This window comes from Steroidobacter flavus, assembly GCF_042651805.1.
GTDB classification, from domain to species: Bacteria; Pseudomonadota; Gammaproteobacteria; order Steroidobacterales; family Steroidobacteraceae; genus Steroidobacter; species Steroidobacter flavus.
In genome coordinates this window covers 134,220-147,306 of sequence record NZ_JBHSDU010000002.1, presented here as the reverse complement: position 1 = coordinate 147,306, position 13,087 = coordinate 134,220, and the positions used below count along the sequence as shown (strand labels likewise).

General features: G+C 62.8%; 13 protein-coding genes. 12 read left to right on the top strand and 1 reads right to left on the bottom strand.

Annotated elements, in window-relative coordinates; translation table 11 throughout:
• Positions 1–37: 37 nt before the first annotated feature.
• From ACFPN2_RS04820 to ACFPN2_RS04790, 7 genes are all read left to right on the top strand, one after another.
• Positions 38–2,368, top strand: coding sequence for an LPS-assembly protein LptD (locus ACFPN2_RS04820; protein ID WP_380595491.1), 2,331 nt, complete (start codon positions 38–40; stop codon positions 2,366–2,368).
• A 48-nt stretch (positions 2,369–2,416) separates the two neighbouring features.
• The gene (locus ACFPN2_RS04815) at positions 2,417–3,757 is read left to right on the top strand and encodes a peptidylprolyl isomerase (RefSeq protein ID WP_380595490.1); all 1,341 of its coding nucleotides are present in this window, start codon (positions 2,417–2,419) and stop codon (positions 3,755–3,757) included.
• Positions 3,754–4,776 (top strand): 4-hydroxythreonine-4-phosphate dehydrogenase PdxA, encoded by a 1,023-nt coding sequence (pdxA, locus tag ACFPN2_RS04810; RefSeq protein ID WP_380595489.1) that lies wholly within the window; start codon positions 3,754–3,756, stop codon positions 4,774–4,776. Before ACFPN2_RS04815 ends, pdxA begins: the two co-directional genes overlap by 4 nt.
• Entirely contained in the window at positions 4,733–5,512 is a 780-nt protein-coding gene (gene rsmA / locus ACFPN2_RS04805; RefSeq protein ID WP_380595488.1) for a 16S rRNA (adenine(1518)-N(6)/adenine(1519)-N(6))-dimethyltransferase RsmA, read from the top strand. Before pdxA ends, rsmA begins: the two co-directional genes overlap by 44 nt.
• A gap of 39 nt (positions 5,513–5,551) precedes the next feature.
• Positions 5,552–5,983 (top strand): universal stress protein, encoded by a 432-nt coding sequence (locus ACFPN2_RS04800; RefSeq protein ID WP_380595487.1) that lies wholly within the window; start codon positions 5,552–5,554, stop codon positions 5,981–5,983.
• 112 nt (positions 5,984–6,095) lie between these two features.
• Complete coding sequence (gene apaG, locus ACFPN2_RS04795) at positions 6,096–6,542, top strand: Co2+/Mg2+ efflux protein ApaG (RefSeq protein WP_380595486.1); 447 nt, start codon at positions 6,096–6,098, stop codon at positions 6,540–6,542.
• Between the two features lie 11 nt (positions 6,543–6,553).
• Positions 6,554–7,399, top strand: coding sequence for a symmetrical bis(5'-nucleosyl)-tetraphosphatase (locus tag ACFPN2_RS04790; RefSeq protein ID WP_380595485.1), 846 nt, complete (start codon positions 6,554–6,556; stop codon positions 7,397–7,399).
• Here the strand turns inward: ACFPN2_RS04790 and ACFPN2_RS04785 are convergent.
• Positions 7,396–8,076: a hypothetical protein gene (locus ACFPN2_RS04785; protein ID WP_380595484.1), complete on the bottom strand. Its 681-nt coding sequence runs from the start codon at positions 8,074–8,076 to the stop codon at positions 7,396–7,398. The two genes, ACFPN2_RS04790 and ACFPN2_RS04785, sit on opposite strands and share 4 nt — an antisense overlap.
• A gap of 86 nt (positions 8,077–8,162) precedes the next feature.
• Here ACFPN2_RS04785 and ACFPN2_RS04780 point away from each other — a divergent pair, with 86 nt between their 5' ends.
• The 5 genes from ACFPN2_RS04780 (at position 8,163) to ACFPN2_RS04760 (ending at position 13,070) form a co-directional block, all read left to right on the top strand.
• Positions 8,163–8,675, top strand: a complete 513-nt coding sequence (locus ACFPN2_RS04780) for a 3-hydroxyanthranilate 3,4-dioxygenase (protein ID WP_380595483.1) — start codon at positions 8,163–8,165, stop codon at positions 8,673–8,675.
• A 13-nt stretch (positions 8,676–8,688) separates the two neighbouring features.
• Positions 8,689–9,504 carry a cyclase family protein gene (locus ACFPN2_RS04775; protein ID WP_380595482.1) on the top strand — a complete coding sequence of 272 codons (816 nt, stop codon included), beginning with the start codon at positions 8,689–8,691 and terminating at the stop codon, positions 9,502–9,504.
• Positions 9,501–10,775, top strand: coding sequence for a kynureninase (kynU, locus tag ACFPN2_RS04770; protein ID WP_380595481.1), 1,275 nt, complete (start codon positions 9,501–9,503; stop codon positions 10,773–10,775). Before ACFPN2_RS04775 ends, kynU begins: the two co-directional genes overlap by 4 nt.
• Positions 10,772–12,136 (top strand): FAD-dependent oxidoreductase, encoded by a 1,365-nt coding sequence (locus ACFPN2_RS04765; protein WP_380595480.1) that lies wholly within the window; start codon positions 10,772–10,774, stop codon positions 12,134–12,136. Before kynU ends, ACFPN2_RS04765 begins: the two co-directional genes overlap by 4 nt.
• Positions 12,137–12,224: 88 nt before the next feature.
• Positions 12,225–13,070, top strand: coding sequence for a PhzF family phenazine biosynthesis protein (locus ACFPN2_RS04760; protein WP_380595479.1), 846 nt, complete (start codon positions 12,225–12,227; stop codon positions 13,068–13,070).
• The last annotated feature ends 17 nt before the right edge of the window (positions 13,071–13,087 follow it).

Sequence of the window (13,087 nt, the reverse complement as noted above, 5' to 3'; positions counted from 1 at the left end):
GACACCCCTAACAAGCCTTTCAATTGCAATCGCCGCAGTGCTGGCTGCCTCGTCGCTATCGGGCGCGGCGTACGCGGCCGACGACCCTGCAAAGGCTGCAGAGCCGGCGGCTTCGCAAGAAGCGCCCAAGTGCCCGGCACCGAATACTCAAGCCAGCACGTCGGCGACTCGCCGCGAGGTCAAGGCACCTGCGCCGCTGCCCGAAGACGTCGAGTTCGAATCTGACGGCGCCGAAGGCACGCGCGACGGCAATCTGAAGCTCACCGGCAAAGTCGAGATCCGTCAGGGCGAGCGCCGTATCGAGACCCGTGACGCCACCTACAACACGCAGGACGAAAGCTTCGACGTCACTGAGGGCGTCAAGTACACCGATGGCACGGTCACCGTGCAAGGCCAGGGGGCCCATGTCGATCGTGCCGGCGGCGCGGTCTTCGACCACGCCGAGTTCGAGCTGGCGGATCGTAATGCGCGCGGCTCGGCCGATCGTATCCGGGCGACTACCGAGGGCACGCTGTCGCTCGACAAAGTCAGGTACACGACCTGCCCGCTCGGCAACGAAGACTGGATGCTCACCGCATCCGACATCGACATCAACCAGCGCGTCGGTATCGGCATCGGCCGCGGTGTGCGCCTGGACTTCAAGGGCGTGCCGCTGCTGTACGCGCCGTTCATTTCCTTTCCGGTCGGCAACGAGCGCAAGTCGGGGTTCCTGTTTCCGACGCTGGGCACCTCCTCGCGCAGCGGCTATTCGCTGTCGGTGCCCTGGTACTGGAACATCGCCACCAACTACGACGCGACCTTCACGCCCACTTACTTCAGCAAGCGCGGCCTGAAGCTCGACAGTGAATTTCGTTACCTGAACCGGGCCGGCGAAGGTCAGCTCGAGGTCCAGTATCTGCCCCACGACGACAAGTTCGAATCGGAGCGCAGCCTGATCCGCTTCGTCGATCAATCCGATTTCACCAGCCGCCTGCGCCTCAACGTCGACGCCGCCAACGTCAGCGACGACGAATGGTTCGAGGACTTCGGCATGGGCCCCGAAGGCACCAGCGTCACGTATCTGAACCGCTCGGCCAGCCTCACGTATCTCGACGATCGCTGGCTGGCCATCGTGCGGGCGCAGAACTTCCAGACCATCGACTTCGCCACCGACAACCGGATGCCGATCGCGCCGGAAGATCGCCCTTACACCATGCTGCCGCAGATGGCGGTGCGCGCGAGCTTTCCGGATCAGCCGTTCGGGCTCACCTACGGCATGGATTTCGAGCTCGCCAACTTCCAGCACAACGTCGATACCCTGAACACCGGCTGGCGTACCGACTTCGCTCCCGAGATCCGCATGCCGCTGCGAGGCGCGGGCGTTTATCTCGAGCCGTCGGCCAGCTGGCGCTACACGCGCTATCAGCTCGATCGGTCGGTCCCGATCACGGACAGTCTCGGCAATACGATCAGAACCGACGATACATTCACGCGCTCGGCGCCGGTGATGAGCGTCGACGGCGGCATGGTGTTCGAGCGCTTGTTCGGCTCGCGTAAACAGCGGCTGAGCACCATCGAGCCGCGCTTCATGTATTTGTATGTTCCTTATCGGAACCAGGACAACCTGCCGGTGTTCGACACCGAGCTGGCCGATTTGAATCTGGTGCAACTGTTCCGCACCAACCGTTATGTCGGCGGCGACCGGCTCGGCGACGCCAACGAGCTGGCGATCGGCTTCACCTCGCGCTGGCTCGATGCGAACACCGGCGAGCAGTACATCGCCGCGACCATCGGCCAGGCGTATTACTTCGACCGGCCGAAAGTGACGTTGCCGGGCGAAGTGCAGAACGATACCGAGACCTCCGACATCGTCGCCGAGCTCGATCTGCGCGCCTATGGCAATTGGAACATCCGCGGCGGCATTCAATGGGATCCCGGCGAGACGCGCTCGGAGCGCGGCCAGCTGGCGCTCCAGTACAAGCCCGACTTCGACCGGGTCATGAACCTGGGGTACCGGTTCCGTCGCGACCGGCTCGAGCAGGTCGACGGCTCGGTGGCCTGGCCGGTCAGCAAGCAATGGAGCGTGTACGCCCGCATGGTGTATTCGCTGGAAGGCGACGCCATCGACGACGGCTCCCAAAGCAGCTCGCAGACCCGGGTCGACGAGAAGGGCGTGATCGACCAGTTCCTCGGCCTCGAGTATCGCTCCTGTTGCTGGCGGTTCCGTGTGGTCGGCCGGCGCTATGTCAGCGACCGCACCGGCGATCTGGACACCAGCGTGCTGTTCCAGCTCGAACTTAACGGCCTGTCGAATGTCGGAGTGGGGGCCGATACTTTTCTGGAACGGTCGATTCGGGGATACTCCATCGATTCGCCTAAGGATGAATGACGCCTCGCCTCAGAGGCCGCCCCAGTGGGCTCTTAACCCTGGTTACGCATGAAACTCCTCCGCCCCACCTCCAAAGTTACTAGCGCGATCCGTGGCTGCCTGCTTGGCCTGAGCCTGCTCGGCCTGGCCGGCGGTGCCCTCGCCCAGACCCGCGAGCTGTCCAGCAACGGCGTCCTGCTCGACCGTATCGCCGCCGTGGTCAACGACGGCGTGGTGCTGAACTCGCAGCTCGATGAGCAGACCGAGGAAATCACCGCCCGGCTGCGTCAGCAAAACACCGAACTGCCGCCGCGCAACGTCCTGCGTCAGCAGATCCTCGAGCGCCTGGTGGTCGAGGAAATCCAGGTCCAGCGGGCCAACAAGCTCGGCATTCAGGTCTCCGACGAAATGCTGAACGGCGCGCTCGACGACGTCGCCAAGCGTAACAACATCGGTTTCGCCGACCTGCCTCAGGCGCTGGCCCAGCAAGGCATCGACTACCGCACCTTCCGCGACGAGATTCGCCGGCAGATGACCCTGCAGCTGCTCCGTCAGCGCGACGTGATCGGTCGTATCAATATTTCGCCGCGCGAGCTCGAACAGTTCATGACCCGGCAGCAGGCCGCGCCGGACAAGAATGCCGAATACAACGTTTCGCACATTCTGATTTCCGTGCCGGTGAGCGCGTCGCCCGAGCAGATCGAAGCTCGCGAAAAGCGCGCCAAGGAAGTCTTCGACAAAGCGAATGCCGGCGATGACTTCGCGCAGCTCGCGGTCACCTACTCCGATAGCAGCACCAACATCGAAGGCGGTTCGCTCGGCTGGCGTCGCGGCTCGCAGCTGCCGTCCATCCTTGCGGAAAACATTCCCAAGATGCAGCCGGGCCAGACCTCGCAGCCCATCCGCACGCCGAGCGGCTTCCATATCTTCCGTCTGAACGAAGTGCGCGGCGGCGTGCAACAGTCGGTGGTGGCGCAGGTGCATGCACGTCACATCCTGCTCCGGACCACCGAGCTGGAAGACGACCAGACCGTCGAGCAGAAGCTCAACAACATTCGCACCCGGGTCATCGACGGCAAGGAAGACTTCGCCGCCATCGCCGCGGTGACCTCGCAGGATCCGGGCTCGGCTGCCGATGGCGGCGACCTGGGCTGGTCCGGTCCCGGTGCCTTCGTGCCCGAGTTCGAGAAACAGATCACGGCGCTCAGCGAGAATGAGATCTCCAAGCCGTTCAAGACTCAATACGGCTGGCACATCGTGCAGCTGCTCGGTCGCCGTCAGCACGATTCGACCGACGACCTGAAGCGTCAGCGCGCGTTCGCCGAGCTGCGCGAGTCCAAGGCCGAAGAAGAAACCGAACTGTGGCTGCGTCGCCTGCGCGACGAAGCGTTTGTGGAATACAGGATGTGACCCAGCGCCTACCGCGGCTCATCGTAACTTCGGGTGAGCCAGCAGGCATCGGGCCGGATCTGTGTCTCACCATCGCCGCGCGCGATTGGCCTTGCGATGTCGTCGTCGCCGCCGACATCGAGCTGTTGAAACAACGCGCTCAACAGCTGCGACTCAGCATCCGACTCCTCCCTTATGTCAGCAGCACTGTGGTGCCGACTCATCAGCCCGGCACGTTGCGCGTGTTGCATGTACCGACGGCTGCGCCCGTCGAGTCCGGCAAGCTGAACGTCGCGAACGCACGTTATGTACTGAACCTGCTCGACGCCGCCGCTCAAGGTTGTCTCACGGGCGAGTTCGACGCGATGGTGACTGCGCCTGTGCAAAAGAGCGTCATCAACGACGCGGGCGTGCCGTTCTCCGGACACACGGAATATCTCGCTGAACGAACCGGCGGCTCGCATCCAGTAATGATGCTGGCCACCGACTCGCTGCGCGTCGCGCTCGTCACCACACATCTGCCGCTACTCGACGTGAGCGCGGCGATCACCGATGACACGTTGACCCGTGTCATTCGTATCCTCGATCACGATCTTCGCACTCGCTTCGATATCGCCGAGCCGCGCCTGCTGGTGTTGGGATTGAATCCTCACGCGGGCGAGTCGGGCCACCTCGGCCGCGAAGAAATCGAAGTGATCGAGCCCACACTGAATCGGCTGCGTGCGGAAGGCTTGCGCCTCATCGGCCCTGCGCCCGCGGACACGGCTTTCACTCCTCACATGCTTCAGCAGGCCGACGCCGTGCTCGCGATGTTTCATGATCAGGGCCTGCCGGTGATCAAATACGCCGGCTTCGGCGACTGTGTGAACATCACCCTCGGCCTGCCCATCGTGCGCACTTCCGTCGATCACGGCACCGCGCTGTCGTTGGCCGGCACCGGCCAGGCCGACGACAGCAGTCTGGCCGCAGCGATGCAGATAGCGCTTCGAATGACCCATGCACCAAGCTCGCAAACGATTCGGCCAGCACTTCCTGCATGACCCGGGTGTGATCGGGCGCATCGTCGCCGCGATCGCTCCTCAGCCGCAGGATCGTATGGTCGAGATCGGGCCCGGCCTGGGCGCGCTCACGGTCCCGTTGTTGGCCCGCCTGAACGAATTGCACGCCGTCGAGATCGACCGCGACGCGATCCGTCACCTGCAGGAGCTCACCGGCAACGACCCGCGCCTGCACATCCATTCGGCCGACGTCCTGGAGTTCTCGTTCGCTCATATATATGAAGGCGAGCGACTGAGACTGGTCGGCAACCTGCCCTACAACATATCCACGCCGCTGCTGTTTCACCTGATCGAACAGCGCGAGCGCATTCTCGACATGCACTTCATGCTGCAAAAAGAGGTGGTGGACCGCATGGCCGCGGCGCCCGGCTCGGAGCACTACGGCCGGCTGACGGTGATGCTGGCGCCGTGGGTGCGGGTTGAGCCGCTGTTCGATATTGGCCCCGGCGCATTCAAGCCGCCGCCGAGAGTCGTGTCCACCGTGGTGCGGCTGACACCGCATGAACAACCCCTGGCGATCGGCGACCCCCGGCATTATTCGACCGTGGTCGGCGCCGCCTTCTCGCAACGACGCAAGACCCTGCGCAATTCGCTGAAACCTTTCCTGGACAGCGAAGATATCGTCGCGGCCGGCATCGATCCGGGCCTGCGCGCCGAGGTGCTGTCGCCGGCCGAATTTGTCGCGCTGAGCAGCCGGCTGGCCGCCAAGCTCCTATAATCGACCCGACCTTCGTTGGCTCGCATAGAGGGGACTGCAATGCGCGACTACAAGAACATTCTGCTCGTGGTCGACCTGTCCGACGACAGTCAGATCATCGGCGAACGGGCCAAGGCCATCGCCGCCTGTTACCAATCCGAGATCACGCTGCTCCACGTGGTCGAATATGTGCCGGTCGAGCCCATGGGCGAAGCGCTGCTGCCGACGGTGCAGATCGAAGGCGAGCTGGTGGAGCGGGCCAAGCTGCGGCTCGCCGAGCTCGCCGCCCGACTGTCACTGTCGAACAGCCGACAGGTGGTCGAAACCGGCGGCATCAAGGCCGAAATCATTCGAGCCGCGCAGCGTCTTCACAGCGATCTCATCGTGCTCGGCAGCCGTGAGCGACACGGCCTCGCCATCCTGCTGAACTTCACCGAAGACACCATCCTGCACGCCGCGCCCTGCGATGTGCTGGCGGTCCGTCTGCACTAAAGCGGACATAAGATTCGGACGCGCGGTCCATCACCGACCGGTGCTATTTTTCCGGCAAGATCGTACCTCGGGACTGCTAGAATCGTTCCGGCTTAGAGCCAGTCATCCGGATATGACAGACACCACGCCCCCAAAAAGTCGCGCCTCCTCCAGCCATCCGGTGCGCGATGCCGACCCCGCGTCTGCCGCGCTTCATAAGATTCGCGTCGACGTGAGCGCCAACTATGTCGGCGAGCAGTCCAAGCCGGACGAAGGCCACTATGCCTTTTCCTACACCATCACCATCCGTAACGAAGGTCAGGTGCCGGCGCGCCTGCTGACGCGTCATTGGGTGATCACCGACGCCAACGGCAAGGTGAAAGAAGTGCGCGGCGAAGGTGTGGTCGGCGAGCAGCCTTACCTGCTGCCCGGCCAGGGTTTCCGTTACTCCAGCGGTGCCGTGCTGGAAACGCCGGTAGGCGCCATGCAGGGCAGCTATCAGATGCTGGCCGATGACGGCGCGCACTTCGATGCGCCGATCGCGCCGTTCACCTTGGCCATGCCAGGGCTGCTCCACTAAGCGACGCCGCCATGGCCGTCTACGCCATCGGCGACGTTCAGGGTTGTGACGAAGAATTCTCGCAGCTCCTGACCCGACTCAACTTCTCCCCTTCGCGCGACACGCTGTGGCTGGTCGGCGATCTGGTCAATCGCGGACCGCGCTCGCTGGAAGTGTTACGTCGAGTGAAAGCGCTCGGCAACGTCGCGATCAGCGTGCTCGGCAATCACGATCTGCATCTGCTCGCGCTGGCGTTGTCGCCGACCGAGCCGGTTAAATCCAAAGACACGCTCAAAGAAATCCTCGCCGCACCCGATCGCGACGAATTGCTCGACTGGCTGCGTCATCGTCCGATGCTTCATCACGATGCCAGGCTCGGCTACACCATGATTCACGCCGGGCTGCCGCCGCAGTGGGATCTGAAACTGGCGCAGGCCTGTGCGCGCGAGCTCGAAGAAACATTGCGCGACGAGCGCAGCTGTCGCGAGTTGTTCGCCAACATGTACGGCGACAAACCGGATCGCTGGTCGGATGACTTAAAAGGAATGGAGCGCCTGCGCTTCATCACCAACTGTCTCACGCGACTGCGCTTCTGTCGCGCCGACGGGCGTCTGGATTTGAAGTTCAAAGGCGAAGTGAAAGACGCGCCGAATCACCTGATGCCGTGGTTCCGGGTGCCCGATCGACGCTCGCGCGAGGCTCGCATCGTTTGCGGTCACTGGTCGGCTCTCGGTTATCACGATGCCGACGGCGTGCTTGCGATCGACACCGGCTGTGTGTGGGGCGAAAAGCTCTGCGCGGTGCGGCTCGATCAATCGCCGCCCACGCCGGTGTTCGTGGCGTGCTACTCGTCGGGGCTCAAGCCCGGCAACGACTAAGTGCCCTGCTTTTGTTGGGCTTCGTCGGGCTTGGGCACTTCGATCAGCGCCTCGACTTCCAGCCGGGGCTGTCCCATCGTGAGTTGATTCGGTGAGCACTGCACGTCGTCGCGCACGATGCGCACGGCCAGCTTCGGCAACACCTTTTTCTGCAGCTCGTCGATCAGCTCGCAATCGCCCGGTTGCAGGTCCAGACGACCGCGCGTCAATGACACCGGCCGCCACTGAGCCGGAAATTCCTCGAGGCTGTCGAGCGGATGATCGCTCTTCTTGCCCCGGACCCGCTGGGCCAGCTCACGCACACTCTTATTCTTATCCCGGTCGGCCAGCGCCGCCGGTGTCGCCTCGACGGGACTGACGACTTGCATGACGACCCGAGGCATACGAGCCACCGAGGACGGACAGTCCGCCGAGCGCACCTTGACCCTGGCATGCACCCCGAGCTCGCGCATGATGCGCTCGAGCTTCGATTCCAGGCTGGTACAGGAATAGAACGTGGTGAAACTCTGGAAATAGAAGGCGATTTCCTGGTGCTTCCAGATGGATTGAACCGGGTCGGCGCCCGTCACCTGCGTATCGGGCGTGGCGGCCTGACCCTCGGCGACTGCCGTCGCGGGCAGGCTGAATAGCAGCGTCAGCCACAATAGCGACGCTGAAGTTACGCATTGACGCGTCATGAGCGGTGTCCTCCGCATTGGCTGACAAGCATGGTCTGTGACCGCGCCGGACGCAAGGTATACTGGCCACCCGCGGAGAACCCAGCATGAGCCCGCTCAAAGCCTTCAATTTTCGCGACTGGATCGACAAGCATCGCGAATACCTCAAACCGCCGGTCAACAACCGGCTGGTGTTCCGTGAGTCCGAGTTCATCATCATGGTGGTCGGCGGCCCGAATTCGCGCACCGATTATCACGAGGACCCGGGCGAGGAATTCTTCTATCAGCTGGAGGGCGACATGACCCTGCGCACCATGCAGGAGGGCGCCCGGGTCGACATTCCAATCCGCGAAGGCGAAATCCTGCTGTTACCGCCGCGCGTGCCGCACTCCCCGCAACGTTATGCAAACACGGTCGGGCTGGTGATCGAGCGCAAGCGGCGGCCCGAAGAGCAGGACGGCTTTCTCTGGTTCTGCGAGCACTGCTCCTACCCGCTGCATGCCGAATATTTGCACGTCAGCGACATCGAGCAGCAGTTGCCGCCGGTGTTCGAGCGCTTCTACAGCTCGCTGGAAATGCGGACCTGTCAGGCCTGCGGCGCCGTCGCGCACAAGCGCTGATCAGCATCGTTCGATGCGTGACTCGTCCTCTGCTTCCACTGCGTTCGCTGTCGAGATTGGCGGTCGGCGTTGGCACGTCGCGGCCGCCGGCCACGACATTTCCATTCCGCTGCGATTCAACGAAGCGCAGCCGACGTTCTTCGGCGCCGCGGCCGCAAGCTCGCAACCGATAACGGCGGGCTCGTTCGTCGGCGACGTGCGTCATGGCGGCAGCTGTAATTGCTCCGTTCATACACTGGCACCTCATTGCAACGGCACGCACACCGAGTGCGTGGGCCACATCACCGCGGAACGTTTGAGTGTGCGCGATCTGGCGATCCGGCATTTGAGCGCCGCGTTGCTGATCACCGTCACACCTGAGTCATCCGCTGAAATTCCTGGCGATCGAGTGATCTCCATGGCTGCGCTGAGCAAAGCAATCGGCACTGCGACGTTGAGCGACTATCAAGCGCTGGTCGTGCGAACGCTGCCGAACGAATCGTCCAAGCTCACGTGCAACTACGACGCGGGCCCAATGCCGGCGTACTTCACCATCGAAGCCATGCGTCACATCGTCGAGCACGGTATCGATACGTTGGTCGTGGACCTGCCTTCGATAGATCGAGCTCAGGATGGCGGCAAACTCGCCAACCATCGCATTTTCTGGGGCATGCCAGCGGGAAGCACGTCCGCAGCGACTGTGACTCGCAAGCACGCCACCATCACGGAAATGGCATTCATCGACGATGCCGTCGCCGATGGGCCGTATTTGCTGAACCTGCAGGTCGCGCCGTTTGTGATCGACGCCGCGCCTGCACGACCCATTTTGTTACCTCTGTCACCCGCATGAACGTTTCCGTCGAGCGCACCTTCGCCGAACAGCAGGATGCCGCCGATTCTCTGGCACCGCTGCGCGCCGAGTTTTTCATTCCTCAACGCGAGCACGGCGGCGACAGCGTTTATCTGTGCGGTCACTCGCTTGGCCTGCAGCCGCGCGGTGTGGCCCGTGTGCTCAACGAAGAACTCAAGCATTGGGCGGAGTTTGCGGTCGAAGGTCATTTCGCATCGTCGCGTCCGTGGCTGCCGTATCACGAGCTGCTGACGAATTCGCTCGCGACGCTGGTGGGCGCGCAGCCCATCGAAGTCGTCGCGATGAACTCGCTCACGGTGAACCTGCACCTGATGTTTGCCAGCTTCTACCGTCCGCGTCCTGGACGAGACGCCATTCTGATCGAGCAAACGGCGTTCCCGTCGGATCAGTACGCGGTCGCCTCACAGATCAAATATCACGGCTTCGATCCGAAGACCGCGCTGATCGAGATCGGCCCGCGAGCGGGCGAAGACGTGCTTCGCACCGAAGACATTTGTTCGCTGATCGAACGCGAAGGTCAGCGCATTGCCACGGTGATGTTGCCGGGCGTGCAGTACTTGACGGGTCAGCGCTTCGATATCGAAGCCATCACTCGCTGTGCCCGACAACAAGGCTGCACCGTCGGCTTCGATCTGGCCCATGCCATCGGCAACGTGCCGCTGCGCCTGCATGACTGGGGCGTCGATTTCGCGGTGTGGTGCAGTTACAAATATCTGAACGCCGGCCCCGGTGCGATCGGCGGCTGTTTCGTTCATGAACGTCACGCCCGCTCGGTGGACCTGCCCCGCTTCGCGGGCTGGTGGGGCCACGACAAGCAGAGCCGGTTTCAAATGCCGTCCACCTTCCAACCCATTGTGGGCGCGGAAGGCTGGCAGCTGTCGAATCCACCGATTCTCGCCGCCGCGCCCTTGCTGGCTTCGCTGCCGCTGTTCGATAAGGCGGGCATGGACAGGTTGCGAGCCAAGTCGCTGCGATTGACGGCCTACCTGCAATCGCTTCTCGAGGCTCGTTTGTCCAAGGCACTCACCGTTACGACGCCGAGCGATCCCGAAGCGCGCGGCTGCCAGCTTTCGATTCGCCTGCATCGTTCGGCCGACGAAGCTCGTGTAGCGTTCGACGCGCTCGCCGCGCAAGGCATCTTTTGTGACTGGCGCGAACCCGACATCATTCGCGTCGCCCCCGTGCCGCTCTACAATTCGTTTCTCGATGTGTGGCAATTCGTCGCCGCGCTGGAGCAGGCGCTGCAATGACCGATGGTAGACGTAACGAACCGATAACCGTTGTTGGCGCGGGGCTGGCCGGCACGCTGCTGTCGATCATCCTGGCCCGTCGCGGTCACCGCGTGCGGTTGTATGAGCGCCAGGACGATATGCGACGCGTCGTCCTCGATGCGGGTCGCTCCATCAATCTCGCCCTCGCGGCACGCGGCATTCGAGCGCTGGAGCTTGCCGGCGTGATGAAACTGGTGGAGCCCGAGTTGGTCCCCCTGCCCGGCCGCATGCTCCACGACCTGAGTGGCGGACTCACCTTCGTACCTTACGGCCAGCGTCCCGAGGAAGTCATCTATTCTGTATCGCGGCCCGGTTTGAACTGCATTCTGCTCGATGCCGCCGAGCGGGCTGGCGTCGAGCTGCTGTTCCGTCATTCGGCGGTCAGCGCCGATTTCGCACGCAATCAGATCACGTTCCAGGGGCCCTCTGGCCAGCCGCACGACATCGCAATGGAGCGCGTGTTTGCGACCGACGGCGCCGGCTCGATCTTGCGCCGGACGATGGTGGAGCAACTCGACATTGCCTGCACTGAAGACCTGCTCAAGCACGGCTACAAAGAACTGACCCTGCCGCCGTTTCCAGACGGCCAACCCCGCATCGACAAGCATGCCTTGCACATCTGGCCGCGCGGCGGCTTCATGCTCATCGCGCTTCCAAACATCGACGGCAGCTTTACGGTCACGTTGTTCCTGCCCCTCAATGGCCCCGAGAGCTTCGAGACGCTGACGACACCGGCCAGCATCGAAACCTTCTTCGCCACGCACTTCCCTGACGTGCGACAGCTGATGCCGGATCTGGCGGCGGAATTCTTTCAGCATCCCACCGGCATCATGGGCACAGTGCGTTGTGAGCAGTGGTCTTTCGAAGATCGGCTGTTACTCATCGGCGATGCGGCCCATGCCATCACGCCCTTCCATGGTCAGGGCATGAATTGTTGTTTCGAAGACTGCAGCGAGCTCGATGCACTCCTCACCAACAGCAACGATTGGGCACGCAGCTTCCGCGAGTTCGAAACCTCGCGCCGGCCGAACACCAACGCCATTGCCGATATGGCCATCGAGAACTATCTGGAGATGCGCGATACGGTGCGCGATCCGAAGTTCCATTTGCACAAAGCCCTGTCGCTCGAGCTGGAGCGCCGCCATCCGACGCGCTTCGTGCCGCGCTATTCGATGGTCATGTTTCGCGACGACATTCCTTACTCGGTCGCCTTTGAGCGCGGCCGTATTCAAAGCGAAATCCTGTTCGCACTGACTCAAACAGCCGACACGCTCGCGGCCGTGGACTATGCCGCGGCTGCGCAAATGATCGAAGCGAGATTGCCGCCGCTGCCTGGCTGAATCTGTGCCGGCGTTCACGCGCCGGACTGTGCATTTACGCCCTGACCCGATCCGCTTACAACAGCGCATCGGCTACGAGGTTCGATTCATGCGCACTCTGAATTTCCGCATCGTCAACGTGTTCACGTTCAACGGCGGCACGCTCACCGGCAATCCGCTGTGTGTCTTCGAAGACGCCAGCGGCCTGGACACCGAGACCATGCAGGCGCTGGCGCGTCAGTTCAATTTATCTGAAACGACGTTTATCGAACCTTCGAGCTCGGCCAACGCGCACGTGCGCATCTTCACGCCCAGTTACGAAATGCCGTTCGCCGGGCATCCCACACTCGGCACCGCGTTTGTTTGTCGCGAACTGGGACTGGGCGGCGATCAACTGCGTCTGGAAATGAAGGCCGGCATCATTCCGGTCGAAGCGAAAGGCAATCGCTGGACCCTGCAAGCCAACGCGCCCACATGGCGTCCGTGCGAGGCGTCGCGTGACAAATTGGCGGCGATGCTCGGCCTCGACGCAGGTGACATCGGTGAGCAACCGCTGTGGGTGAAAGCAGGCAAGGAACAACTGATCATTCCTTTGACCAGCGAGGCTGCGGTCCGTCGTGCCACGCCGCGGCCCGATTTGTTTGGCGCCGTTCGCAGCGAAGACGGCCACAGCATGGCGTATATCTTTGCGCCGCCCGCCGGTGGCCGCACCCTGTCCCGCTTCTTCTTTCCGGACGGCCCCGCCATCCTCGAGGATCCCGCAACCGGCTCGGCCACGGCCAATTTCGGCGGCTGGTGCCTCGCCACCGGTCAGCCTCTGCCCTGCCAATTGCAGATATCACAAGGTGAGTACGTGGCGCGCCCGTCGACGCTGTTTCTGCACGTGGACGCGGAACGACGCATCTTTGTCAGCGGCGATGTCGTGGAGATCGCACGCGGCACGCTCAATTTTTAGCCCCAGAGCGTTTTTTT